This is a genomic window from Lancefieldella parvula, from assembly GCF_963547875.1.
Taxonomy (GTDB): domain Bacteria; phylum Actinomycetota; class Coriobacteriia; order Coriobacteriales; family Atopobiaceae; genus Lancefieldella; species Lancefieldella parvula_D.
Genome location: NZ_CAUUSI010000001.1, coordinates 141,413 through 167,220, shown reverse-complemented (window position 1 = coordinate 167,220; position 25,808 = coordinate 141,413). Strand labels below are relative to the sequence as shown.

Annotated in this window: 23 protein-coding genes; 12 read left to right on the top strand and 11 right to left on the bottom strand. The window is 48.6% G+C overall.

From position 1 onward, the window contains the following. Nucleotides 1-48 precede the first annotated feature (48 nt). Both RWJ96_RS00825 and clpX read left to right on the top strand, forming a co-directional pair. Nucleotides 49-657 (top strand): ATP-dependent Clp protease proteolytic subunit, encoded by a 609-nt coding sequence (locus RWJ96_RS00825; RefSeq protein WP_035431672.1) that lies wholly within the window; start codon nucleotides 49-51, stop codon nucleotides 655-657. A gap of 26 nt (nucleotides 658-683) precedes the next feature. Then, nucleotides 684-1,982 (top strand): ATP-dependent Clp protease ATP-binding subunit ClpX, encoded by a 1,299-nt coding sequence (gene clpX, locus RWJ96_RS00820; protein ID WP_314018372.1) that lies wholly within the window; start codon nucleotides 684-686, stop codon nucleotides 1,980-1,982. A gap of 44 nt (nucleotides 1,983-2,026) precedes the next feature. Here clpX and RWJ96_RS00815 read toward each other — a convergent pair whose 3' ends face one another. The 4 genes from RWJ96_RS00815 to RWJ96_RS00800 all read right to left on the bottom strand — a co-directional run bounded on the left by RWJ96_RS00815 (nucleotide 2,027) and on the right by RWJ96_RS00800 (nucleotide 6,440). Further along, entirely contained in the window at nucleotides 2,027-3,103 is a 1,077-nt protein-coding gene (locus tag RWJ96_RS00815; RefSeq protein WP_035428735.1) for a glycosyltransferase family 8 protein, read from the bottom strand. A gap of 86 nt (nucleotides 3,104-3,189) precedes the next feature. After that, the gene (locus tag RWJ96_RS00810) at nucleotides 3,190-3,960 is read right to left on the bottom strand and encodes a TatD family hydrolase (protein ID WP_314018370.1); all 771 of its coding nucleotides are present in this window, start codon (nucleotides 3,958-3,960) and stop codon (nucleotides 3,190-3,192) included. Further along, nucleotides 3,953-4,687 (bottom strand): tRNA threonylcarbamoyladenosine dehydratase, encoded by a 735-nt coding sequence (locus tag RWJ96_RS00805; RefSeq protein ID WP_314018369.1) that lies wholly within the window; start codon nucleotides 4,685-4,687, stop codon nucleotides 3,953-3,955. Before RWJ96_RS00805 ends, RWJ96_RS00810 begins: the two co-directional genes overlap by 8 nt. 34 nt (nucleotides 4,688-4,721) lie before the next feature. Then, complete coding sequence (locus RWJ96_RS00800) at nucleotides 4,722-6,440, bottom strand: ABC transporter ATP-binding protein (RefSeq protein WP_314018368.1); 1,719 nt, start codon at nucleotides 6,438-6,440, stop codon at nucleotides 4,722-4,724. A 297-nt stretch (nucleotides 6,441-6,737) separates the two neighbouring features. Here RWJ96_RS00800 and RWJ96_RS00795 point away from each other — a divergent pair, with 297 nt between their 5' ends. The 10 genes from RWJ96_RS00795 to adhE all read left to right on the top strand — a co-directional run bounded on the left by RWJ96_RS00795 (nucleotide 6,738) and on the right by adhE (nucleotide 20,663). Next, nucleotides 6,738-9,425, top strand: coding sequence for a valine--tRNA ligase (locus RWJ96_RS00795; protein ID WP_314018367.1), 2,688 nt, complete (start codon nucleotides 6,738-6,740; stop codon nucleotides 9,423-9,425). A gap of 76 nt (nucleotides 9,426-9,501) precedes the next feature. Continuing rightward, nucleotides 9,502-11,175 (top strand): formate--tetrahydrofolate ligase, encoded by a 1,674-nt coding sequence (locus tag RWJ96_RS00790; protein ID WP_314018365.1) that lies wholly within the window; start codon nucleotides 9,502-9,504, stop codon nucleotides 11,173-11,175. Beyond that, nucleotides 11,175-11,828 carry a cyclodeaminase/cyclohydrolase family protein gene (locus RWJ96_RS00785; protein ID WP_035428741.1) on the top strand — a complete coding sequence of 218 codons (654 nt, stop codon included), beginning with the start codon at nucleotides 11,175-11,177 and terminating at the stop codon, nucleotides 11,826-11,828. The genes RWJ96_RS00790 and RWJ96_RS00785 overlap by 1 nt, the downstream gene beginning before the upstream one ends. A gap of 1 nt (nucleotide 11,829) precedes the next feature. After that, nucleotides 11,830-12,699, top strand: coding sequence for a bifunctional 5,10-methylenetetrahydrofolate dehydrogenase/5,10-methenyltetrahydrofolate cyclohydrolase (locus RWJ96_RS00780; RefSeq protein ID WP_314018363.1), 870 nt, complete (start codon nucleotides 11,830-11,832; stop codon nucleotides 12,697-12,699). 21 nt (nucleotides 12,700-12,720) lie between these two features. Next, a complete protein-coding gene (gene folE / locus RWJ96_RS00775; RefSeq protein WP_314018361.1) occupies nucleotides 12,721-13,308 on the top strand; it encodes a GTP cyclohydrolase I FolE in 588 nt (195 codons plus the stop codon). A gap of 14 nt (nucleotides 13,309-13,322) precedes the next feature. After that, complete coding sequence (locus RWJ96_RS00770; protein ID WP_314018360.1) at nucleotides 13,323-14,747, top strand: glutamate ligase domain-containing protein; 1,425 nt, start codon at nucleotides 13,323-13,325, stop codon at nucleotides 14,745-14,747. A gap of 86 nt (nucleotides 14,748-14,833) precedes the next feature. Beyond that, nucleotides 14,834-15,265 carry a zinc ribbon domain-containing protein gene (locus RWJ96_RS00765; RefSeq protein ID WP_012808713.1) on the top strand — a complete coding sequence of 144 codons (432 nt, stop codon included), beginning with the start codon at nucleotides 14,834-14,836 and terminating at the stop codon, nucleotides 15,263-15,265. A 137-nt stretch (nucleotides 15,266-15,402) separates the two neighbouring features. After that, nucleotides 15,403-17,169 carry a threonine--tRNA ligase gene (thrS, locus tag RWJ96_RS00760; RefSeq protein ID WP_314018359.1) on the top strand — a complete coding sequence of 589 codons (1,767 nt, stop codon included), beginning with the start codon at nucleotides 15,403-15,405 and terminating at the stop codon, nucleotides 17,167-17,169. Nucleotides 17,170-17,194: 25 nt separating this feature from the next. Then, a complete protein-coding gene (locus RWJ96_RS00755; protein ID WP_314018358.1) occupies nucleotides 17,195-17,977 on the top strand; it encodes a PLP-dependent transferase in 783 nt (260 codons plus the stop codon). A 67-nt stretch (nucleotides 17,978-18,044) separates the two neighbouring features. Continuing rightward, on the top strand, nucleotides 18,045-20,663 hold the full coding sequence (adhE, locus tag RWJ96_RS00750; RefSeq protein WP_314018357.1) for a bifunctional acetaldehyde-CoA/alcohol dehydrogenase: 2,619 nt from the start codon (nucleotides 18,045-18,047) through the stop codon (nucleotides 20,661-20,663). 319 nt (nucleotides 20,664-20,982) lie between these two features. On the opposite strand, the gene RWJ96_RS00745 is transcribed toward adhE, so the two are convergent. The 7 genes from RWJ96_RS00745 to RWJ96_RS00715 all read right to left on the bottom strand — a co-directional run bounded on the left by RWJ96_RS00745 (nucleotide 20,983) and on the right by RWJ96_RS00715 (nucleotide 25,664). Next, nucleotides 20,983-21,471 (bottom strand): dihydrofolate reductase, encoded by a 489-nt coding sequence (locus tag RWJ96_RS00745; protein ID WP_314018355.1) that lies wholly within the window; start codon nucleotides 21,469-21,471, stop codon nucleotides 20,983-20,985. Between the two features lie 196 nt (nucleotides 21,472-21,667). Continuing rightward, nucleotides 21,668-22,516 (bottom strand): thymidylate synthase, encoded by an 849-nt coding sequence (gene thyA / locus RWJ96_RS00740; RefSeq protein WP_035431651.1) that lies wholly within the window; start codon nucleotides 22,514-22,516, stop codon nucleotides 21,668-21,670. Nucleotides 22,517-22,594: 78 nt separating this feature from the next. Further along, nucleotides 22,595-22,843: a hypothetical protein gene (locus tag RWJ96_RS00735; protein WP_035431649.1), complete on the bottom strand. Its 249-nt coding sequence runs from the start codon at nucleotides 22,841-22,843 to the stop codon at nucleotides 22,595-22,597. Nucleotides 22,844-23,028: 185 nt separating this feature from the next. Beyond that, entirely contained in the window at nucleotides 23,029-23,460 is a 432-nt protein-coding gene (locus tag RWJ96_RS00730) for a (deoxy)nucleoside triphosphate pyrophosphohydrolase (protein ID WP_314007294.1), read from the bottom strand. A gap of 1 nt (nucleotide 23,461) precedes the next feature. Then, nucleotides 23,462-24,178 carry an acyl-ACP thioesterase domain-containing protein gene (locus tag RWJ96_RS00725; protein WP_314018354.1) on the bottom strand — a complete coding sequence of 239 codons (717 nt, stop codon included), beginning with the start codon at nucleotides 24,176-24,178 and terminating at the stop codon, nucleotides 23,462-23,464. 59 nt (nucleotides 24,179-24,237) lie between these two features. Next, nucleotides 24,238-25,077: a putative ABC transporter permease gene (locus RWJ96_RS00720; protein ID WP_314018572.1), complete on the bottom strand. Its 840-nt coding sequence runs from the start codon at nucleotides 25,075-25,077 to the stop codon at nucleotides 24,238-24,240. A gap of 5 nt (nucleotides 25,078-25,082) precedes the next feature. Continuing rightward, nucleotides 25,083-25,664: an HD domain-containing protein gene (locus RWJ96_RS00715; RefSeq protein ID WP_314018353.1), complete on the bottom strand. Its 582-nt coding sequence runs from the start codon at nucleotides 25,662-25,664 to the stop codon at nucleotides 25,083-25,085. Nucleotides 25,665-25,808: the final 144 nt, after the last annotated feature.

The window sequence follows — 25,808 nt, the reverse complement described above, 5'->3', positions numbered from 1 at the left end:
CACGCTTCCCGGGGTATGTTTCTAAGGAAAGACCTTTGAAGGAGGATTATGCATTATCCAACAAACATTCCAACTATTCCGTATGTTATTGAGCAGACTCCTCGTGGTGAGCGTAGCTATGACATCTACTCTAGACTGCTCAACGATCGTATTGTTTTCTTGGGTGAGCCGGTAACGCGCGATTCTGCAAATCTTGTTATTGCGCAGCTTTTGCACCTTGAGAGCCAGGACCCAGACAAGGATATTTCTCTCTACATTGACTCTCCTGGTGGAGACGTTTATGCAGGTCTGGGCATTCTTGATACCATGAACTTCATTAAGCCTGACGTGTCTACCATCTGCGTTGGTATGGCAGCTTCTATGGGCGCTGTTCTTCTTGCAGCTGGTGCAAAGGGTAAGCGTCTTGCGCTTCCTAACTCTATGGTTATGATTCACCAGCCATCAAGTGGCGTTCAGGGTCAGCAGACCGATATCCAGATTGTTGCAGATGAGACAAAGTGGATTCGCCAGCGCATCAACGAGTTGCTTTCGGATTATACTGGACAGCCTATCGAGAAGGTCAATGCAGATACCGAGCGCGATAATTATCTTCGTGCACAGGAGGCCTGTGATTACGGTCTGGTAGACCGCGTTATTTCTTCTCGTAACGACCAATAATTGTTCTTGTATCGAGGGTTTAAGTTATGGCTAAAGACCAGGACTTCTCGCCTTTTGGCGGATTAGATGAGATGCACTGTTCTTTCTGCGGAAAGAGTAGGTCGCAGGTAAATAAGCTTATTCAGGGCCCAGGTGGCGTCTGCATTTGCGATGAGTGTGTCTCTACCTGCTCAGATATGATTGATGAGTCCCTTGGCTTTGATGAAGAGTCAGAGATTGAGACTCACTCTGATGAACCTGTCATCAAAGACTTGCCAACTCCGCATGAGATTTACGATGAGCTGTCTCAGTACGTAATGGGTCAGGAAGACGCTAAGCGTGCTATGTCGGTTGCGGTGTATAACCACTATCGTCGTATTCTTTCAGGCAACGATGATCCTCAGGAGGGCCAGGAGGACGTTGAGATTGCAAAGTCCAACATCTTACTGTTAGGTCCGACTGGTACTGGTAAAACGCTGCTTGCTCAGACGCTTGCTCGTTTTCTTGAAGTGCCGTTTGCTATTGCTGACGCAACAACCCTTACTGAGGCTGGTTACGTTGGTGAAGATGTCGAGAATATCCTGCTTAAGCTCATCACTGCCGCCGATGGCGATGTTGAGCGTGCTCAGGTAGGTATTGTCTACATCGATGAGATTGATAAGATTGCTCGCAAAGCTGAGAACCTCTCTATTACTCGTGATGTTTCTGGTGAAGGCGTCCAGCAGGCACTCTTGAAGATTCTTGAGGGTACGGTTGCAAGTGTTCCGCCAACAGGTGGACGTAAGCATCCTCAGCAGGAGCTTATTCACATTGATACCACCAATATCTTGTTCATTTGTGGTGGCGCTTTTGTTGGCCTGGATAAGATTGTTGCTGACCGTATTGGTAAAAAGGGAATTGGTTTTAACTCTGACGTTGCTAAGAATGTCAAAGAAGGTGAGTCTGAGCTTATTGCAAAGGTAATGCCTCAGGACTTGCACAGATTTGGTATGATTCCAGAGCTTCTGGGACGTATTCCTGTTATTACTTCTACTCGTGAGCTTGGTGAGGAGGATCTGATGAGCATCCTCACAGATCCAAAGAATGCTCTTACCAAGCAGTACAAGCGCATGTTTGAGCTTGAGGGCGTAGATTTGGAGTTTACTGAGGATTCACTCAGAGAGATTGCTAAGAAGGCTTTAGCTCGCGGCACCGGTGCTCGTGGTCTTCGTGCAATCTGTGAGTCTACGCTACAAGAGACCATGTTTGACCTGCCATCAGATTTGGATATCACAAAGGTTGTGGTTACTCCAGAAAGCGTTGGTGGAGACAATGCTCCAGAAATCATTAGGGGCAAAAAGAAATAACTCGCTTAGTAATAAAAAAGGAGGTCGAAAGACCTCCTTTTGCGTTATAGGTTGCCGCCACCAAGTTTGTTGTATGACGTAATAAGTTGGGTACGGGTTTTAGTGCCTGGTGGAAAAACGGTATCAAACAAAGGCATCAAGCCGCGGAAAAGAACACCACTTTGCACGCGGTGAGAAAGACCTCTTACCGTACGTCTTGACTCTTCAAGCTGTGAACGAAGCTCCTCAAGATAAGGGGAGCGACGAGCATAGAACCAGAAAAGGCCTGCTAGATCTGAGTTTGGATAGAGCCAAGGCCTGTTGTCTGGTCCTGCAAAATGAGCAATACAGATATTCTTACGAGCCTCTTCGTATTCTTCTCGCACGTCTTTTGGTGCCTGAGCAACAATGTGATCACGGCGAAGGAATTGCCAGTCTACCAGGTAATTCCATTTCATATTAATACGAAGATAATGGCCGTTTACAAACCTGTTAAGAACATCTTGATCAAGCCAGCGCCATGCACGCATGGTTGATACCTTTAGAAACTCCTCAGGAGAAATCTGCTTTCTAATCTCTTCCAGGTTCATCAAAATGACGCCTGCCTGGAAGTAATCGTGAGGATCATCCATACCCAGCTCATTTTTGAGGTAGGGGCCAACTGTGGCGTCATAGCCATCAATCTGTCCAATAGTATCTGCGTCGCGCGTAGCGCCTACCAAGTATCCTGTGACATCGATATCATAGAGCTCTGCAATATCGGTATTAACTACCAGGTCAGAGTCAAGGTAGATGGCTTTATTGACGTTAGGAAGCAGCGAGGGAGCAAGCAGCCTGTAGTAAGTTTCTGGTCTAAAGTGACCATGATGAGGAAGCTCAATATCACCAAGGGCAGCGTCAACATCTAAGAAGCCAACATGGACGTTATCAACAAGCTGAGCCTGACGAGTAAGCGTAATCATGCTGGTAGGAGTAAGGTCACGCGTCAAAACAATGATGTCGTAACGACGCTCTGGATTGACATTCTCAATGATGGATTGAATTGCTACAGATAAATACGGCACAAAGTTATCGCTGCAGGCAAAAACAAGCACAACATCATTAAGAGCAAGACCCAGCTCATCGGATGAGCTTGCAAGCATTGCTCCAGAAAGCTGTGCCCTGCCTGTTCCAACAAGGCGTTGTGTGGGTATTTTACGTAATCTTCTCATACGTAAGACTTTAACACTTAGACGCCAAAAACGCCTGCTGCGTTTGCCATTACTTCACTTTGCACAGAGTATCCACGGGCCTCACTGAGCCCGAGAAGTGCTCGCTTAAGGCTGTTCACAATGTACGCCGAGTCAATATCTGTGTGATCACTGGAGGGAAGGTCAGTCTCGGTAAAAAGTTTATCTTTTGGGTAGACCTTAGCGTATTCACGGCCACGCTTAGTCTTAAGGCTCATCTCGCCAACAGAGAACCAACAGCCAAGCTTAATGGCTCTCTGGAGCTCTTCTGAGCTACCGCTAAACCAGTGGATGATAGGAATGCATGCTTGAGCAGCTCCTGTCTGTTCAAGAATATCTAGCACCGTATCAACACTTCTAACGGTGTGCATCGAGAGCACTCGTGGCTGGTCGTTGCTTGAAAGCTCTGCTGCACGTTTGCAAATCTTCGTAAAGGCCTTAACCTGCAAATCTTGCAACCCATCAACACAATAGCGAGAAGAAAAATCTAGTCCAATCTCGCCAATGTAAGGCGTCTGCTCCATAAGTTCTAGCAGGAGCTCTATATCTTTTTGAGTAACGCGCCCATCAGAGATATACCAGGGATGTGCTCCTAGTCCCACGCGGATGTTGGCTTGCGTAAGCTGAGGAGCAAGTTCTAGGTAGTCGTGAGGAGTAACACCGCAGGTAAAGAAACCTAATCCGGCGTCATGGGAACTTCTCGCTACATTGAGTGGAGAGTCCATAAGGTTGGCATGGACGTGCGCATCAAAATACGTGAGGTTATTCATGATCAAGCCCCGACAGATGCAGAATGACGTCTGACGCAATCATCTGACCCATAATAGGAGGGTAGTAGGACATAGTTCCTAGCTTGGCAGATTTTCCCGTTGCACTCTCTGGTGCAAAAACTGGTCGCGCTGGCTCAGGGGAGTAGAGCACACGGAAGTCGGCAAGTCCACGCTTCTTGGACTCTTTTCTCATTACCCTTGCAAGAGCATCGGTATGCGTTTTTGAAAGCGTAGTAATCTCCAGAAGTTCTGGGTGGATCTTATTGCCGCCGCCCATGCTGGAGATGAGGTAGATATCGTTTTTCTGACACCATGCCACAACAGCTAATTTGGCAGAAATGGTATCGATGGCATCAACTACAACATCTGGTTTTGGAAGAGCAGAGAGCTGCTCGTCAACGTTGTCTTTAAGCAAAAAAGCGTCAAGTGTGACCACGTGAGCGTCTGGATTAATGTCCAGAATCATCTCTTTGGTAACGTCAACTTTTCTTTTTCCAATGGTGCTCACATAGGCAATAGCCTGCCTGTTTAGGTTGGATGCTTCTACTGCATCGGCATCCACTAAAACAAACGAGCCTACACCGCCTCTGGCCAGCGCCTGAACACAGTTTGAACCAACGCCACCAAGACCTAAGACCATGACGCAGGAATTTTGAATCTGTCCAAGGCGGTCTTTTCCTAGAACAAGTTCAAGTCGAGCAGTGGCTTCAGGAATTGTGGCAGACATAGAGCTCCTCATAAAAAGTATCTGCAGATAGTATTTATTGTTCAAGAGTATAGAGGGCCTTAAAGTAATGATTTTGTTGCATAAGTTCCTCAAACGAACCCATTTCGATAATACTACCTTCCTTCATTACAATAATTTCGTCAAATTTTTTCAGCTGAGCTTCCTCTAAGTTGTGTGTAATAACTAGGCGTAGTGTTCCTGTGAGATTTGTTATTGAATTTATAATTTGGTCAGTAGTTGAATGGTCAAGCGCTGATGTAGCTTCATCGAAAAACAGAACGTTAGAACCCTTTAACAAACTTCTAGCAATACAGATTCTTTGACGTTCGCCACCAGAAAGGTTTGAACCTGCTTCACCACATTGATAGCTCAGTTTATTTTGTTTAATGAACTCTGTAAGCCCAGCCTTTTCACATGCTTGAGAAATAGCATCTTTTGAGTGACTTTCGAACATAGTAATGTTGTCTTCAATGGATGCATTGAATAAGAAATTCTCTTGTTGTACGAGTGAAACATTTTGATAGAGACTCTTTTTATCAATAGTTCTTAACTCTAAGCTATCGTAAAATATATTTCCTTGATAACTTAAATTGCCACCCATGAGCAGATTAAATAAAGTAGATTTTCCAGATCCTGATATTCCAACAATTGCATAACTTTTATTAGGTAGAAGTTTGATTGATAAATTTTTCAGCACAGCTTTATTTTGTTCATAGCCAAATGAAAGATTGTTGATGACTATTCCTTTTGTAACTTTATCTAATACTTGTTGTCCTTCTTCTTCCTTACTGTCAGCGAGAGTCTCAGAAAATTTTAAAATCAAATCATTTGAAGCCTTACGTGCTGCGAGTAGCGGTGGAATTGTTTGTAAAGGGAGGCTGATGTAATTCATTAGTAACGTAGCCATAAGAATTACACCAGGGGTAACTCCTTGATTTGAGATACAAAGATATGTACCAGCAATTAAGACAGCCCATTGAGATAATCCGAAAGCACTCCAACTCAGAGTATTAATGAACCGAGTAGTCTTTCTACTCTCTTTTTTTGATTTTTCAAGAGCATCATTATCTTTTTCAAATAGTCTTACGGCTGCCCCTGTTGCTCCGTAAGCTTTTATCAAAGGAAAGCCTTTTACCAGATCAGTGATTTGGGCAATGAATTGACTAGTTTTCGCAGAAGATTCTTTTTGAATTTTACCAAGCGTGCCGCCAAGTTTTACACCGATAATTAGAGGAAGAATTGAAGCGGCAATAGCTACCATAGTTAATGGAATGCTTTGAACCATTAGCATTATGAGGGCCACAATGAAAGATATACTATCGCTTACCAAAGAAAACATCTGTTCAAGATATGTAGTCTCTATAGTATTTAAATCATTAGTAAGTGCAGATACATAAACAGAACTACCACTTGCTTCAAACGAGTTTATACCTTTTTTCAGCATGTATTTAAATGCGGTGTTGCGATAAGAGTTAGCAGCATGATAGAGATAATTAGGAACAAAATAACGAACCACTAATTTATTTGTAATTGCTGAGATTGTTAATATGGCGGCAAATAGACAACCTTGTAGAAAATCATTAAATGATCCTGACACAGCGGAATTCATGAGAATTGAAGTTATGTAGGGTGAACATACCGTAACTAGTTCTAAAGAAGTTGTAAAGAAAAAGGAGCCGAGTAATAACTTTTTATTACTCCAAAAAAGACTCCGTTTAAGGTCGTTTTGAATTTCTTTAACAGTGCTTTTCATGTCAAACCTTCTTAACCTGTAGAAAAAGTTGTTGACTATACTTTTGATTTAAATGTTGTTGATTTTTTCAATCAATTTTAGTGTTTGATATGTTTGTTATGGCTTCTTTCAGCTAAAACTTTGAATTGAATGTTGTGACAAATCAATACTACTACTTTTTATACAAAGTGTAATTTTTTATATGTAATATTAAAATTACATTAATATATTCCCCTAAACCACATCTGTTTTAATGCATTATACTGTTCAAATGGTTAATAGGAATACTGCTAAAAGCATATGAAAGGCAAGATTACTGTGGAAGAAATGCCCAAGAATTATGATCCTCAGGCAGCTGAACCTGAGCTCATTGAAAAGTGGATAAAGGCAGATTGCTATGGTCGTAGTAAGGGAACTGAAGACCGTACGGTAGTTATCCCTCCACCAAACGTTACCGGCATCCTTCACATGGGCCATGCCATGGATGACACCATCCAGGACACCTACATTCGTTATTCTCGCATGCGTGGTTACTCAACTCGTTGGATTCTAGGAACTGACCACGCAGGCATTGCAACCCAGACTAAGGTTGATAAGAAGCTTAAGTCAGAGGGTATTTCTCGTCTTGAAATTGGTCGCGAGAAATTCCTGGATGCTTGCTGGGATTGGACGCGCGAGTACGGCGGAACCATTGTTTCTCAGATTAAGCGCATGGGCTGCTCCATTGATTTTAATGACGAGAAGTTCACTATGTCTCCTGAGTACACTCAGGCTGTTCGTAAGGTCTTTGTTGACTGGTATCATGACCAGCTCATTTATCGCGGAAAGCGCATCGTAAACTGGTGTCCTCATTGCGAGACTTCTATCTCTGACGATGAGGCAGAGTACGCTGACGAGAAGGGCCATCTTTGGTACCTGCGTTACCCGCTCAAAGAGCCTATTAATGGCGTTGAGTACATTACCGTAGCAACTACTCGTCCAGAGACTATGCTGGGCGATACGGGCGTGGCTGTTTCTCCTCAGGATCCAGAAAAGGCAGATCTTGTTGGAAAGACCGTTATTCTGCCTATTGTTGACCGAGAGATTCCAATTTTCTCTGACTGGCACGTTGATGCAGGCTTTGGTACCGGTTTTGTTAAGGTAACTCCAGCTCATGACCCTAATGACTTTGCTATGGGTCAGACTCATAACCTTGAGCAGATCAACATCTTTGATGAGCACGCTGTTGTTGTTGACGGCTACGGTGAGTTTTCTGGTCTTGATAGAGATCAGGCTCGTGAGGCTATTGTTGCTTGGTTTGAAGAGCACGGCCTGCTTGATCATGTTGAAGACCTTGATCACTCCGTTATGCATTGCTACCGCTGCGGCACAACTCTTGAGCCATGGCTCTCTGAGCAGTGGTTTGTTGCTGTCGATAGGCTCAAAGAGCCTGCAGCACAGGTAGTTAAAGACGGTCAGGTTACCTTCCACCCAGAGCGTTGGACTCAGACCTACCTCACGTGGATGGAGAATCTCCGCGACTGGAATATCTCCAGGCAACTTTGGTGGGGACACCGCATTCCTGTGTTCTACTGCGATGATTGTGGCTGGCAGGATGCTCTTATGGAAGACACCGATGTCTGTCCAAAGTGCGGCGGTCATCACGTTCATCAGGATGAGGACGTTCTGGATACCTGGTTCTCTTCTCAGCTGTGGACTTTTGCTACACAGGGTTGGCCAGACCATCCTGAGCAGCTTGAGGGTCACCACCCAACACAGGTTCTGGTAACCGCTCGAGACATCATTGCTCTTTGGGTTGCTCGCATGATTATGAGCTCGCTCTACTTTACCAAAGAGATTCCATTCCACGATGTCTACATCTACGCAACCATTTTGGCTAAGGACGGCAGCCGCATGTCCAAGTCAAAGGGTAATGGCGTAGATCCTATGGACCTGATTGCTAAATATGGCGCAGACGCAATGCGTTATAACCTGCTTACGCTTATTACTAACAACCAGGACGTCAAGTTTGATGCTGTTCTTGATAAGAAGACTCGTGAGCTTATTGAGTCTCCAAGAACTGATCAGGCACGTTCTTTTGTTACTAAGATTTGGAATGCAAGCCGCTTTGTTCAGATGAACCTCGACGGCTACACAGCCGGCATGCCAAAGGCAGAGACACCAGAAGATGCATGGATGTTCTCGCGCCTTGCAAAGGTTGTTGCAGAGACAACTGAGCAGCTTGAGACCTATGGCTTTGGTGAGTATGCCCGCAACATTCAGTCCTTCTTCTGGAATGATGTTTGCGACTGGTATATTGAGCTCTGCAAGGGTCGCCTTCTGGATGGAACTCCTGATCAGCGCCTGCAGGTTCAGCGCAACCTTGTCTTTGTCCTGGATGTCAGCATGAGGCTTTTGCATCCAGCCATGCCATTTGTTACCGAGAGCGTTTGGGATGCCCTTCCTGCATCTGGTCTTTTGAGTCATGACGCAGAGTTCTTGATGGTCTCTGAGTGGCCAAATCCAGAGAAGCTTGCTAACTTTGTTGACGAGGCAGCTGAGCATAACTTCTCGCTTGCTAAGATTGTTGTTTCTGCTGTTCGTTCTTCTCGCGCACGTTATAGGCTGTCGCCAAAGACAGACCTTGCTGTTGTGGTTAAAGCTCCAGCACAGGATGTTGCAGCGTTGAAGGAGCAAGCAGCATTCATTCAGAACGTTGGTCGCGTAAGCTCATTTGAGGTTGCTGAGGCGCCTCAGAAGCCTGCTGGTTCTGTTTCTGTCACCGATGCTGGCCTTGAAATGTACGTTGTTCTTGGCGAGCTTGTTGACCTTGCTGCTGAGGCCAAGCGTCTTCAGAAAGACCTTGAGTCTGCAAAGAAGGAACTCTCTGGCGTGGAGCGCACCCTTGCTAACCAGGGCTTTGTTGCTAAGGCAGCGCCTGAAGTTATCGAGAAGAAACGTGCACGCGCAGAAGAACTTACTACGCTTGTTGCTCAGCTAGAACAGCAGATTGCTGACTTCTCATAGGTAAAACTTGATGCGGTGTAACAGCCGCATCTTGTGTTTAGTACGTGCATGCAGTCCACTTTAGGTTAGGAACAACATGTCTGAGGTTACATCCGATATCGAGATTGCTCAATCATCCGAGATGCTTCCCATCTTTGAGGTGGCAAAGCGTGCGGGTATTCCAGAGGATCTTCTGGAGCCTTATGGCCGCTATAAGGCAAAGCTTGATGCACGTGCTCTGGCAGATAAGCCTCTTCGCGGAAAGCTTGTGCTGGTTACCGCTATTAACCCAACGCCGGCGGGCGAGGGAAAGACTACTACCTCAGTTGGTCTGGCAGATGCTTTGACCAGCTTGGGACAGTCTGCCATGTTGGCCCTTAGAGAGCCTTCTTTGGGTCCCGTCTTTGGTGTTAAGGGTGGTGCTGCGGGCGGTGGATATGCCCAGGTAGTTCCTATGGAGGACATTAACCTTCACTTCACTGGTGACTTCCACGCTATTGGCGCTGCAAACAACCTCTGCGCAGCCATGCTGGATAACCATATCAAGCAGGGCAACAGTCTCAACATTGATCCACGTCGTGTTGTGTGGAAGCGCTGCGTAGACATGAATGATCGCCAGCTCAGAAACGTTGTTGACGGACTTGGCGGCATTGCAGACGGCATGCCAAGACAAGACGGCTTTGATATTACCGTTGCTTCCGAGGTCATGGCTGTATTCTGCCTTGCTTCCGGCATCAAAGATCTTAAAGAGCGCCTGGGCAGAATGGTTATTGCCTACACCTATGACCGCAAGCCTGTCACCGTCAGCGATATCCATGCCGAGGGCGCTATGACAGCGCTGCTCAAAGATGCTATTCAGCCTAACTTGGTCCAGACGCTTGAGCACACGCCTGCGCTTGTCCACGGTGGACCTTTTGCCAACATTGCTCACGGCTGCAATACCGTTGAGGCAACAAAGACTGCTCTGCGTCTTGCAGATTACGTTGTTACCGAGGCTGGCTTTGGCGCAGACCTTGGTGCCGAGAAGTTCTTGGACATTAAGTGCAGAGCTACTGGCCTTGCTCCATCGGCTGTTGTTCTGGTAGCAACCGTTCGTGCACTTAAGTACAATGGAGGCGTTGCCAAAGCAGACCTTAACCAGCAAAACGTTGAGGCGCTTAAAGAGGGCATTCCTAACCTGCTTCGCCACGTTGACAACATCCAGACGGTCTATGGTCTTCCTGTAGTCGTTGCCATCAATGCATTCCCAACCGATACCGCTGAAGAGCTTGCTCTGGTAGAGGAGGAGTGCAAGAAGCGTGGCGTAAATGTAGTGCTGTCTGAGGTTTGGGCAAAGGGCGGAAAAGGTGGCCAGGCTTTGGCAGAAGAGGTTATGCGCCTCTGCCAGACTGAGTCTAAGCTCACTTTTGCTTACGATGTCAAAGAGTCTTTGAAGCAGAAAATTACTGACATTGCTACCAAGATTTACCACGCCGATGGTGTTGAATTTGCTCCAAGTGCCGCCAAGCAGCTTCAGCAGCTTGAAGAGCTTGGCTTTGGCGAGCTTCCTATTTGTATGGCAAAAACTCAGTACTCTTTTACTGACGATCAGACTAAATTGGGCGCTCCAGAAAACTTTAAGATTACCGTGCGAGAAATTCGTGTTTCTGCAGGTGCTGGCTTTGTGGTCTGCCTTACGGGTTCCATTATGACCATGCCGGGACTTCCAAAGGTTCCTGCTGCAGAGCATATTGATGTTCTTGATGATGGAAGAATTGTGGGTCTTTTCTAATGTCTTATCCCTCTTCACCAGAAGAAGTTGCGTTTACAACCTATAGCGCAGACTCGTATGCCCAGCATCTTGCTGCTAAAGAGCCTATTCCTGGTGGTGGTAGTGCCGCTGCCTATGTAGGCGCCCTCGCAGTATCTTTGGCTTCAATGGCTGGTGTGTACGCACAAGGAAAACCTGCCTATGCTCAGCATGAAGATGATCTTGCAAAATACATCGCCCGAGCTGGAGCTCTTCGCCAAGACTTCATGGAGCTTATGGATGAGGACTCTCGCCAGTTTTTGCTGGTTTCCAGCGCGTTTAGCGTGTCTAAAGATGATCCAAAGCGCGTAGAGATTGTCGAGGATGCTCTTAAAGAAGCAGCTCAACCTCCGCTGAAGGTTATGAGAAAAGTGTGCGAGTCCATTGAACTTCTCGAAGAGATGCTTATCAAGGGGTCTCGTATGCTTTTATCCGACGTAGGTTGCGGTGCTGCTCTTGCGCGCGGTGCTTTGATTGCAGCTTCTCACACGTTGTTTGTAAACACGCGCTCCATGCATGATACGGCCTATGCTCAAACATTGCTTGATGAGGCAGATAAGCTTCTGGACACCTATGTATCACGAGCTGACGCCGTAAGTGATGCGGTGAGCGCACAGCTGAGACAGGAGGCATAACATGAGCTCAGAGACTCTGTCGCAGGAGCTTCGTGGCGCTCCTGTTGCTAAAGCAATAACTGAAAAACTTGCCGCTCAGGTCAAGGAACTTCGCGCACAAGGCGTAACTCCTAAGCTGGTTATTGTTCGCATTGGACAGAAAAGTGATGACCTTACCTATGAGCGCGCGGCTTATACGCGTGCAGAGAAGGTAGGCTTTGAAGTTGAGACCATTGAGCTTCCAGAAGACGTCACACAAGAGCAGGTAAATACTACGTTTGATCAGGTTTCCGCCGATGTATTGGTGCATGGTTGTCTGCCCATGCGTCCTTTTCCTGCTGGAATTGACGAGCATGAAGCGCTTCAGCATCTAGTCCCAGAAAAAGATGTTGATTGCGCAACTGATTCCATGCTGCTGGCAACACTTTGTGGAACTCCTGGTGCTCTGGGACCTTGTACTGCAGAGGCAGTTCTGGCGCTTCTCGATTTTTACCAGGTACCCCTTGAGGGAGCGTCTGTTGCAGTTGTTGGTCGCTCAAATGTTATTGGTCGTCCGGTGGCTGCGCTTTTAAGTGCAAGAAACGCTACAGTGACGGTGTGTCACAGCAAGACCAAGGACCTTGCTGCTACGCTTAAGCAGACAGAGATTGTAGTTGTGGCTGCAGGTCGTGCGCACCTTATTGGAGCTGACTGCGTAAGAGCAGGACAAATCATCATTGACGTGGGCATTAACTGGGATGAAGCAGCTCAGAAACTTGTTGGCGACGTCAACACAGAGCAGGTAGCTCCTCTGGTAAGTGCTTATACTCCTGTTCCTGGCGGTGTAGGTAGCGTGACTACCGCAATTCTTGCTCGCCATGTTGTTGCCGCAGCTCAAAGAACGCTTGCATAAGAGTGAAAGGTAGGTTGCCTCATGGCAGCAGAGAATAACTATAAAGAGCTTGACCAAGAGCGCGTAAAAGCCGCGGTCAAGGAGTTTTTGCTTGCTATTGGTGAGGATCCAGAGCGAGAAGGTCTGCTTGATACACCAGACCGTGTTGCGCGCGCTTGTGTGGAGCTCTTTGGTGGCATGCAGGAAAACCCTGCAGCTCACCTGCGTAAGCAGTTCCATGAAGAGGGCAATAAAGAGATGGTTATCGTCCGCGACATTCCTTTCTCGTCTACCTGCGAGCATCACATTCTGCCATTCGTGGGCAAGGCGCATGTCTGCTACATTCCACAAAATGGTCGCATTACCGGCCTTTCCAAGATTGCTCGCTGCGTCAGCGGATATTCTCGCCGTCTGCAGGTACAAGAGCGTTTAACGGGCCAGATTGCAGACGCTATGGTAGAAGAGTTGGATCCCCTGGGCGTTTTGGTGGTTATGGAGGCCGAGCATACGTGCATGAGCATGCGCGGCATTAGGGCATCGGGTGCTTTGACCACCACGTCTGCGGTTCGTGGCATTTTTAAAACTAACGAGAAAACCCGTGCAGAGGCTATGCGTCTGCTTTGTCTATAAGAGGTACGTGTGCTATGAGTTATTCTGTTCCCTTTTCTGTACCTGAGCTGAGCTATGAGCAGTCGCTAAAGGTGCTACACGATACAAAAAAGTTTGGCATTCAGCCCTTGCTAGAGAGTGTGGAAGACATGCTCAAAGAGCTGGGCAACCCTGATCTCTGCTTTAAGAGTGTCCAGATTGCAGGCACTAACGGCAAAACGTCTACCTCCAGATACACTGCAGCTCTGCTTAAAGGGGAAGGTCTCAATACCGCTCTCTATACCTCTCCTGAGCTCATCAGCTATACCGAGCGTATGGAGATCAACGGTACACCTGTTTCTGAGGAAGCTTTTGCGCACGGCGTATCTGCAGCTCAGGTGGCAGGGGAGCGCGTCAATGCTCAGCGAACCGCCTTGGGCGAGCGTCCTTATGACATCACCGAGTTTGATCTCTTGACCGTTGCAGCTTTGGTTGTCTTTGCGGAGGAAGAGGTTGATGCCTGCGTGCTTGAGTGTGGCATGGGCGGCAGGTGGGACGCAACAAGCGCTGCTCAAAACATCACCTCCGTTGCCATCACGGGCGTTGGCCTGGATCACACGCGCATCCTAGGCGATACCCTCGAGGCTATTGCTGGCGAGAAGGCCGCCATCATCAAACCTGGTCGTACCTGCGTTCTTGGCGTGGGAACGACAACTCCTCAGAGCGTCCAGGACGTATTCTTGTCCCAGGCGGCTTCTGCAGGCGTTGTCCCAACTCTTCTTGTAGCTGACAAGCCTGAAGATGTTGAGGGAGAGGTTTCTGCTGGTAAGGCTACTGACCATCCAGAGCTACCTCACGCACATTTCTTTATTACCAAAAAGCCTAAGAGCATTGGTTTTCCTCTTGAGCTTACGGTTGTAACACCGCGTGCAACCTACGAAGATCTTGCCGCACTGAAGCCAAGCTATCAGGCAGCAAACATTGCTCTGGCAACCTGCTTGGCCGAGGATTTTCTTGGACGTCCGCTTGATGCGGAGAAAGCGTTTTTCTCCACAACCAGGTGCCCTACACCAGGTAGATTCCAGTTGCTTCAGCCAAAGCCTTTAGTGCTTATCGACGCGGCTCACAACCCCCAGTCAATTGAGACATTCTTAACTGCTATCCGCTCAATTGAGCCAGAAGTTACCAACCGTCCTATGCTTTTGACTGCGGTGTTTGCAGATAAAGATGTCAAGGGCATCGCAGAACTTCTCGCCAAAGAGTTCCCTGAGGTGGCGGTAACCCAGACGGATAACGAGCGCGCCATGGATGCAGATGAGCTTGCTGAGCTGTACAAAGCCTGCGGCGCTAACGTGGTAGCTGTGTACAGAAGCGTTCCCGAAGCAGTGGACGCATTGCGCGAGAAGGGCTTTGTAGCATGTGGAACAATTTCACTTGCTGGCGAGGTTGCTGCACAATTTAGTGATGCTTTGGTAAAATAAATTTATCTGCGACATTTCGCTCCATTTTGGTGCGGTTTGTCGTACGATTTAGGAGAGAACAAAAAGCCAGCAGAAGGGGCTGTCAGATGCAGGAGATTCTTGATCAGATTATTACACCTGAGGTACGTATGGTTATTTACCTCATGGTCATTTGCGTCGTAATGCTTTATATCCTTTCCATCATCTACGTTATTCGCGATGCTCAGCGTCGCGGCGCAGAGCCTTGGTGGATGTGGGCAGTCATTTCTGTTGTTCCTGTTGTTGGTCTGCTTGCATACGTTATTTTGCGTCCAAGCAGCTACCTCATTGACCGCGAGGAGCAGGACCTTGATATTGCCCTTCGTGAGCACCAGCTTTCTCACTACGGCATCTGCCCTAAGTGCTCCGCTCCAATTGACCGCGATTTTATCGTGTGCCCAATCTGCAATACGCAGGTTAGAAACGTTTGCCCAACATGCCATCGTCCACTGAATGCAGACTGGAAGGTTTGCCCTTACTGCCGTACTCGCATTCAATAACGTTTGGTTTTGTTCTTTATGATGGCAATCAGGTGTTTTACAACAGAGACTATGTAGGCGTCTGCTCCTAAGCTCCCACGTGAGCAGAGTAGGCGCCGTGCCTGTTTCTATGAGTAGCTACCTCTGAGGGGTTTTACATGAAGGTTTTATATAACGACGGCCATGTGGGCGAGATTAACAATCCAGCTGAAGAGCTTGAGGTTATTCGTCACGATGCAGCTCACCTGCTTGCTCAGGCTTTGAAGCGTCTGTATCCACACGCACAGTTTGCCTATGGTCCAGCAACCGAAAATGGTTTCTACTATGACGTTGATCTTGGAGACACCAAGGTTAACGAGGACGATTTCCCAGCTATCGAAGCTGAGATGAAGAAGATTGCCAAAGAGAACCTCAAGATTGAAACGTTTGAACTTCCTCGCGACGAGGCTATTGCCTACATGAAGGAGCGTGGCGAGTCTTACAAGGTTGAGCACATTGGCGATCTTGCTCCTGACGCACACATCACCTTCTACAAGCAGGGCGAATACGTTGACATGTGCGTTGGCCCTCACATGCTTTACACCAAGGGTGTTAAGGCCTTCAAGCTGACCAGCATCTCTGGCGCTTATTGGAAGGCCGATAAGAACAACAAAATGCTCACCAGAATTTATGGTGTGGCATTTGGTTCCAAAGAGGAGCTTGCTCAGTACCTCAAGATGATTGAAGAGGCCGAGAAGCGCGACCACAGGAAGATTGGTCGCGAGATGGAGCTCTTCATGATGTCCGACTTTGGCCCAGGCTCTCCATTCTGGCTTCCAAACGGCATGGCCCTGCGCAACGCTCTGACCGATTACTGGCATGAGATGCAGGCTCGCTTTGGTTACCAGGAGGTTCAGACCCCACTGATCCTCTCACGTTCCCTTTGGGAGACTTCTGGTCACTGGGATCACTACAAAGAGAATATGTATACCACCACGGTAGATGAAGAGGACTTTGCAATTAAGCCTATGAACTGCCCTGGTGCATGCTTGATTTACAAGTCCAAGCCACGTTCTTATAGGGATCTTCCTATGAAGCTGGCTGAAGCTGGTCTTGATCACCGTTATGAAATGAAGGGCGCTCTGCACGGTCTGTTCCGTGTCCGTGAGTTTACTCAGGACGATGCACACCTCTTTATCCGCCCTGATCAGATTACTGAGCAGGTCACGGATGCGTCTCACCTCATTACCGCATACTATGCACAGTTTGGCTTCCCATACCGCGTTGAGCTTTCTACGCGCCCAGAGGATTCTATGGGTTCTGATGAGGATTGGGAGCGCGCTGAGCAGGGTTTGCGCGATGCACTTGAGTCTATGGGCATTGAGTACGTTGTCAACGAAGGCGACGGTGCGTTCTATGGTCCTAAGATTGACTTCCATCTGACCGATTGCCTTGGTCGTTCTTGGCAGTGCGGCACCATCCAGCTTGACTTCCAGTTGCCTCACAACTTCCAGCTTGAGTACATTGACTCCGACGGTACCAAGAAGCAGCCAATTATGATTCACCGCGCTGGCTTTGGTTCCTTCGAGCGCTTCATTGGTATTCTGACCGAGAACTACGAAGGCAAGTTCCCTGTCTGGCTGAGCCCATGCCAGGTCAAGGTTCTTCCTGTTTCTGAGAAGTCTCGCCCTTATGCTCATGAGGTTACCGAGAAGCTCGCAGCTGCTGGTATTCGCGTTAAGGTTGACGACCGTGACGAGAAGATCGGCTATAAGATTCGTGAGGCTCGATCCCTTGATCGCGTTCCTTACATGCTCATCCTTGGTGAGCAGGAGGTTGAGGCAGGAAACATTTCTGTCCGCGACCGCTCCAACGAGACTCACACGGCAGAGCTTGACGAGTTTATTGCTCAGGTTGTCAAAGAGAATGCTGAGCGCGTTGGTTAAACAGGCTTCAGACAAAGTGCAGGTTATGGGTGGCACCGCGCAGGATGGCGCAGGCGGCACGAAGAGTGTCGGTGCAATCGACGGCGTCAAGCAAACCGTAACTGACGTTGTCGCGCAAACCGTAACCGACGTTGTCACGCAAACCGCAACCAATGTTGTAGCTGAATACGTAAAAATGACAGGGGCAGGCCGTGCGCGGCTTGTCCCTGTTTCCTATGTAGACGAACTTCTCGCCACACTGGTTTCGGGCGGTGTAACCGTCGTGGAGCCGCTTGCTGGCGTGCCCGTTGAGGTGTGCGACATCAAAGGCAGAGCTGCGGCAGGGGAGCTGCTTGTGGCGGATGTGCGTACGATTGGAGCCGAGTTCAGCCCGGCATGTCGTCTGGGAGCAGAGATCGCAGTAGCCGAGGACGCTCGGGTGCCGGGTTATGTTGTCGTGTGCATGCGGAAGTGCTGCATACCGTGGGTAGCAGAGGCGGTTGAAGCTAAGGCGAGCTCTACAGAGGACGTGACGGTAGCTGCCACGGGAGCGGAAGAGCAGGCGAGTGCACGGGTTTCTCGCCACGCGGCGAGCGACGCGGCGCAGGTGGTTGCCGCGTATCTGGCGTGCCATCCGCGCGTCGAGGCGGTGCGCTATCCGGGTCTCAAAGCGGATCCGAGCTTTGCGCGCGCAACGTCTCAGCTGGTGGGCGGATTTGGCCCGTACGTGGATTACATGTGGAAAGAATCGCCAGGTGAATGGCATAGATTTGTAGCAACGGATGAAGACGCCAGAACGCAGATTATAAATTTTGAGAGACTCGGTTAACGGTAAGCACTTGTTTAGCAGACCTTGGTATAATTTGAATTAATGTTCCTAAACAGAAGGGGATTTTATGGCAAAGAAGGCTACTCAAATTGAGGATGTTGATACTTTGCTCAAGCGCCTCGAAGAGATGCGTGAGGCACAGGCAGAGTTTGCAACATTCACTCAGGAGCAGGTCGATAAGATTTTCTATGAAGCTGCTCTTGCGGCCGAGAAAAATCGTATCCCTCTTGCTCGCATGGCAGTTGAAGAAACTGGCATGGGTGTAATGGAAGACAAGGTTATCAAGAACCATTACGCAGCAGAGTACATTTACAACAAGTACAAGGACATGAAGACCTGTGGCGTTGTAGAGGATGATCCAGCTGCAGGTTATCGAGTTGTAGCCGAGCCAATGGGTATCGTAGCTGCAGTTATTCCAACTACTAACCCAACTTCTACCGCAATTTTCAAGACACTTCTTGCTCTGAAGACAAGAAACGCCATTATCATTTCCCCACACCCACGCGCTAAAGAGTGCACCATTGCTGCCGCTCGTATTGTTCGCGATGCTGCCGAGAAGGCCGGCTGCCCCAAGGGTATTATCGACTGGGTACCAGCTCCTACCATTGATATGACCGCAGCAGTCATGAGCAACGCTGATATCATCCTGGCAACTGGTGGTCCAGGTATGGTTAACGCAGCTTACTCTTCTGGTAAGCCAGCTCTGGGCGTTGGTCCTGGTAACACTCCTGTTATCATCGACGATACTGCAGACATCAAGCTTGCAGTTAGCTCCATCATCCACTCCAAGACGTTCGATAACGGTATGATTTGCGCTTCCGAGCAGTCCGTTACCGTTCTTGACAGCGTATATGACCAGGTTAAGAAGGAGTTTGCTGATCGCGGCTGCTACTTCCTCCAGGGCAAAGAGCTTGACGCTGTCCGTAAGACCGTCATTGTTAACGGCGCTGTTAACGCAGGTATTGTTGGTAAGTCTGCTCACTTCATTGCAAAGACCGCTGGTGTTGATGTTCCAGAGAAGACCAAGGTTCTTATCGGCGAGGTAACCTCTGTTGAGCCTTCAGAAGAGATGGCTCACGAGAAGCTTTCTCCAGTTCTTGGCATGTATCGTGCAAAGACTTTTGACGAGGCTATTGCTAAGGCTGAGCGTCTTGTTGCTGATGGTGGCTACGGTCACACCAGCTCTCTTTACGTCAACATCAACGAGAAAGAGAAGATTGCTAAGCATCAGGAGGCAATGAAGACCTGCCGTATCCTGATTAATACTCCTTCCTCTCAGGGTGGTATTGGAGACCTCTACAACTTCAAGATGGCTCCATCCCTAACCCTTGGCTGCGGCACCTGGGGCGGCAACTCCGTCTCCGGCAACGTTGGCCCACAGCACCTGCTTAACTACAAGTCTGTTGCAGAGAGGCAAGAGAATATGCTTTGGCTTCGTGTACCTGAGAAGGTCTACTTCAAGAGGGGCTGCATGCCTCTTGCTCTCCGTGAGCTCAAAGAGGTCTATAACAAGAAGCGCGTCTTCATTGTCACAGACCAGTTCCTATACAAGAGTGGCTTCACCAAGACCATCGAGGAGACTCTGGATTCCCTGGGCATCGTCCACTCTTCATTCTGGGATGTTGCTCCAGACCCAACACTTCAGTGCGCTCTTGAGGGTGTAGCTCGCATTCGCTCCTTCGAGCCAGACTGCATCATCGCAATCGGCGGCGGTTCTGCTATGGACGCAGGTAAGATTATGTGGTCCATGTACGAGAACCCAGAGGAGAAGTTTGAGGACATGGCAGCGGACTTCTTGGATATCCGCAAGCGTGTCTACAACTATCCTAAGATGGGCAACAAGGCATTCTTCGTTGCTATTCCAACTTCTTCTGGTACTGGTTCCGAGGTAACTCCATTTGCCATCATCACTGATGCTGACAACGGCGTTAAGTACCCACTTGCAGACTACGAGTTGCTGCCTAACATGGCAATTGTTGATACCGACAACATGATGAGCCAGCCTAAGGGCCTGACCTCCGCTTCTGGTATTGACGTCCTTACTCACTGCCTCGAGGCATTTGTCTCTATGATGGCATCTGACTACACAGATGGCATGGCTCTTCGCGGCATGAAACTTGTCTTTGAGTACTTGCCACGTGCTTATGACAATCCAAACGATGTTGAGGCACGCGATCACATGGCAAATGCTTCCTGCCTGGGTGGTCTTGCATTTGCTAATGCATTCCTCGGTATCAACCACTCTATGGCTCACAAACTGGGCGCTTTCCACCACATTCCACACGGTTGGGCAAACGCAGTTATCCTTACTCGCGTTATGCGCTACAACGCAGCTGAGCGTCCAACAAAGATGGGTACCTTCCCACAATACGATCACCCACACACCCTCGCACGTTATGCTGAGGCAGGTCGTTTCTGCGGCGTTACCGGCAAGGATGACCTCGAGGTCTTTGAGAACTTCGTCAAGAAGATTGAGGAGCTCAAGGCATACATCGGCGTCAAGGAGACCATCAAGGACTACGGCGTAGATGAGAAGTACTTCCTCGATACCCTTGACGAGATGTCTGAGCAGGCATTCGATGACCAGTGCACTGGCGCAAACCCACGCTACCCACTTGTCTCCGAGCTCCGCGAGCTCTACCTGGATGCTTACTACGGTCGCGAGCCAGGCTTCTACGAGGACTAACTCTCGCGTGCGTCACAGTCGCAACCGCCACGGCCGCTACGTAGCGCATCCATTGCGTCGCGCATTCACCGCTTCCGACTCGTAGCGCGTAAAGCACAAAACAAGAGCCGGTTACCTAAACCCTAGGTAACCGGCTCTTTTTCTTGTCTTCTGAACTTTCTGCCTGATCGCCTGATGTGCAAATTCGATTGAAACTGTTGCTACAGATTCACAAAACACATCTATGTCACTTAATCTGTCAAAAAAGGCTATACATTGCTTCAATAATGCGTGTTTAGCGCGCAACAACAAAAACGCTCTTGGTAGGCCCCCACAACGCCTAAACGTGTCGATAGGTCACAAACTTGAAAGCGATACCTTCTGGAGTCACGCCGCCATCTTCCTCGTTGCAAACTTCCCAGGCAGGATCTTCGTCCAGGTTGGGGAAGTACGTATCCGCATCAACCACGGTGTCGTGCTTCGTGACGTACGCGTAAGAGCACTTGTCGAGAAGAGCGCGGTAAATTGAAGCTCCACCAAGAAGCCAGACCTTCTCGGGAGCTTCATCCTCAACTAAACGAAGCGCTTCCTCTGCCGACGACACCACCTCAACGCCTTCGACCTGGTAATCGGCATTTCTAGAAATGACAATGTTGCGGCGACCTTTAAGCGGTCCACCAGGGAAACTCTCCAGCGTCTTTCTGCCCATGACAACCGTGCAACCGCGCGTGTGCTCAACAAAATACTTCATGTCGGCCTTGTTGGGGATGAGAAGATCTCCGTCGCATCCGATGCCCCAATCGCGTGTTACAGAAACAATTGCGTTCATGTGGTTCTCCTGGCAAGTATTGTCTTAAATGAAATGATGATCTTAGCTTGAGCATCTGCTCGTGCGTGCCTGCAACGCCAGCCGCATTCGCTCGGGTGCGCTGCAGCGCCAGCCGCGTCTGCTTAGGCGTGCCTGCAACGCCAGCCGGTCCGTTCAGGCGTGCCTGCAGCGCCAGCCGCGTCTGCAGCAACTGCGCCTAAACCGCAATCGGAATGTTCTTGATCTGCGGACCGTGCTGATAATCCTCGACAATGAGGTCGTCAGTAGTGAAGTCGTAGAAGTTGGTGATGTTAGGGTTCAGGCTCACCTTTGGCGCATCAAAGGTGGGGCGAGAAATCAATTCTTTAACAATGTCAACGTGGCGATCATAAATGTGAGCGTCGGCAATCATGTGAACCAGCTCACCAGCCTCCATGCCGCTGACCTGCGCAACCATCATGAGCAAGATAGCGTACTGGCAAACATTCCAGTTGTTAGCTGCAAGAATGTCCTGGCTACGCTGAACAAGCAGCAGGTTGAGCGTAGGTTTATCCTTACCTGGCTCCTGAGTAACGTTGTAAATTGCGTTGAATGCGCAAGGGTAGAGGTTCATCTCAGAAAGATCGGCAAAGGTATACAGGTTAGTCATAATACGACGGCTGAACGGATTCTCTTTGAGGTCCTTGAGTACACGATCCATCTGGTCATAATCGCCATCGGAGTAGTGAGAAACCTGTCCAACCTGATAACCGTAGGCTTTGCCAATGGAGCCAGACTCGTCAGCCCATGAATCCCAGATGTGTGAGTTAAGATCGTTAACGTTGTTGGACTTCTTCTGGTAAATCCACAGAATCTCGTCCATAGCGCTCTTGAGCGCAGTGCGACGAAGCGTCAGCGCTGGAAACTCCTCGCGCAAATCATAGCGATTACAGACGCCAAACTTCTTGATTGTGTATGCGGAGGTACCATCTTCCCAGGTAGGACGGACCTTCTCGCCCTCGGTGGTGGTGCCGTTTTCAATAATGTCGGAGCACATATCAATAAAAATGCGATCTGCTTTGCTCATATTCAATCCTTCAAAATATCGTACAAAATGGAATAAACACCTGCTAGTTGTACGTATAGCAAGTCTTTTCCAAGTACATTACCAGTTGCTGTCAGTATAAGCGCTGTAGGGGTCTCCAAAAAGCGGACTTGAGGAAGTCTGATTGCTCGAAACACAAGAACGTCCCAGTCCCGAGAGCAGCATAATAACTATAAAAAATAGCAAGCCTGCAGGGAAAGGAGAGCCGTCAGGCATCTGCGACGGATCGTTTGGGTCAAAGTCAGGGCCCTCGCCGCCAAATTCATGCCTGTTGTCCCTGGTATCTTGGTTGTCGTCTTTCTTTGCCATCAATCCTCAATCAAACGCTTACACTTTGATGATACCCGTCGTCGCCCAAGGATTTCATGGCGAGAAACCCCTCTTTTTGTCACTCCACATTCTCTGCAAAGTATTTTGTACACGACGACTTGTTCGCGCCTGCGGCTCGCTTACACCCACAGCGCTCGCGCCCGCGGTTCACGCGCAGGTAGCTCCTACAGGTGCTGCGACGCAAAGATGTCGTTCCAGAACGTGCCAAGCTGCTTGATGAGCTCAATGTCCGCAGGAAGCCACTGCACGTCGAGCAGCTCGTTTTGGGAAAGCCAACGAAGCTCAGAGTGAATCTCTGGGTCCGCGACAGGCTCTTCAGACTCACCCAGCGTGCAGATATAACAATCCATATGCAGGTCAAAGGTGGGGTAGGAGTAAGCTACCGTGTCATAGAAAAACGCTGCCTGCACGCTACAGTGCAGCTCTTCCTGAATTTCTCGACGCAGCGCCTGCTCTGAGGTTTCTCCAGCCTCAACTTTTCCGCCAGGAAACTCCCAGAAGCCAGCATTATCCGCATCAGCTCTACACGCGGCAAGAATTTTGTTGTCTTTATAGAAGATAGCTGCAGCTACATTGACTATTTTAGCCTCGGTCATGTTATCCCTCCAGCCTGACTGTTGCAAAGACGGTGGAACTCTCGGCATCTTTGAGCACTACCGAGAAACCCGTCTCATCGGCGTATACCTGGGGAGTAATGGTGTCGCCCAAGTGCGCCTGGCTCCTGTACTGCACCACAATGCGACGCAGCTTGTGAGAATAGCCAAGGGCCACAAGCGTGTCAACAGCCATGAGCACGTACTGAGCATTGTTGACGTGCTTGTTTGTATCCAGGTGCTGCTGAGAAACATGAATGGCTGGACCATCAACAGCATTTCCATCAAGTGCAATTTTTCGAGGAGTTGGTGGCAAATCTACGCGAGGCTCGCCAGTAATGTAGACGTTTTCGCTTTCTGGAACACGAGCAGCCTTGCCTTCATTGATATCCATCAAATACCAGGTAGAGTCCGCTTTTACGATGGTTGCGCCGTCTGCATCATTAATAACAAACGACCTAGATGCTTGAAGACCCTTCATCTGATACGACCAGGTACCTACGTAGATCTTCTCGCCAAACTGGGGAAGACGGTCAACTTGGATTTGCCACGTTGCCAGAACCCATGCGTATCCCTCGCTGGTCAGTTGCTTAAAGCCGCGGCCAATATCTTCTGAGTGGAACGTCGAGCAGTCCTGCAGATAGTTCATAACGCCTACCAGGGAAAGCTTTCCGGTCTCATCACACTCGCTATATCTAACTCTACTTTCAATGGTGTACATACACATCCAAACTCGAAATCAGCGTTTGCTGAGGTATTACACTATGTCGAGAAACCCGTCTAGTTGTCCCATGGGAACGAACCCGGCAAGTGGTCTCTGACTTTTTGCGTGGTATCGTCAAGTTTCTGCTTAGTTACCTGGACTTTTTGTGAAACCTGTTGAGCCTTTTGGGTAGCAATAAGAGTTGCATTCTGGGCCGCCGCATTTGCCTTTTGAGCTGCTGCGTTTGCTTTCTGCGATGCGTTTTGCGCTGCAGCGCTTACTTTCTGTGACGCATTCTGTGCGGCTTCTTCAACCTTCATTGATGCATCTTGAGCTGCGGCTTCAACTTTGTGATGGGTAGTAGGTCCATTCCAAAGAAGGCTGGCAACCGTGTCCAAAAAATAAAGCGTAACCACAATAAACGCCACAACCGAGACAGTGTGCTTGGAGAAAATCATCAAAACATCAAGCATTGTTGGAACGAGCACAAAAACTGAGGTAACAGAAAACGCGCCAAACACCGCGCTGGCCTGGGGACAAATTCGACCATGCAAGTTAAACTTAAACATGGAGTAGTCCCACCACTTCTTTTTAAAGCGACGCTCCAAAAAGAGGCCGGTCGAGTACTCAATAACTGTGGCTAAAACTGCACCAATGATAAAGACAATAATTGGATTAGAAATCTGGCCTAGTACCAGCCATTCTGCAATCGCTCCAATGCCATAAATAGGGCAGGTAGGACCAAAAAGAAAACCGCGCTTGGTAAATTCTCCCTCAACAACGGAGCAATAAATGGTCTCGTATACCCAACCACCAAAAGAAATCAGCGCAAAAATTATGACCATTTGAGGCAGATGCTGCACAAAGATCTCAATATTCTTATCGAGTGCAAAGAGTGTACGCAGTGTCTCAGTCATGGTGCTCACGAGAGGTTTCCGTAATCCATGTAGTCGTTAAACCCACCTGACTCACTGTTTGTTGTGCCCTGAAAATCGCTTTCAGGTGTCGAGAAACCCGTTGGGCGGAAACCATCTTTTTTGTATGGATTGCCTGTTAGTGTTTCTGCAGTTGAACAAGCTTTATCGCAAGTTGTTACAATCCAAGCCTCTTTGGTATGAGGTGGAATAGGAACTAGAGGAAACATGTGATGCAAGATGATGTCTTCCTCAACAGGGGTTAAATCAGGGAAATCCTCGCGAGCATTATCAAGTGCATGGCGAGGGTGCGTAAATCCGTGCCAGTTGTCTGGCGCGGCCTCGTGATCGTGCCAATCATAGAGGTAGTAGTCATGCAGAAGCGCGCCACGTACAAGGGCATGCTCGTCAACTTTGATGCCAGCGTTCATGGCAAATGCAAGGCTGCTATAAGCAACCGCAATAACGTGGTCGAGCGTGCTGGTAGTTCCATGTTGTGTAAAAGTTGCAAGCTGATAGAGTCTTCCAGACTTCAGAATAGGAGTCGAAAGCTCATCGAACCTCTCGCGAATTTTAGAAACGTCAACCAAAAAATATCCCATCAACTGTGCGCACACATTAGAAAATCGTGAGCGTACCTTAGCAATGTATCTATAAAAGATTAGTTAATCTGACGGTTACGTGCAATCTTTTTGGCTGAATGTTACGAAAACGAAAGAAAAGAAAACGCAAGC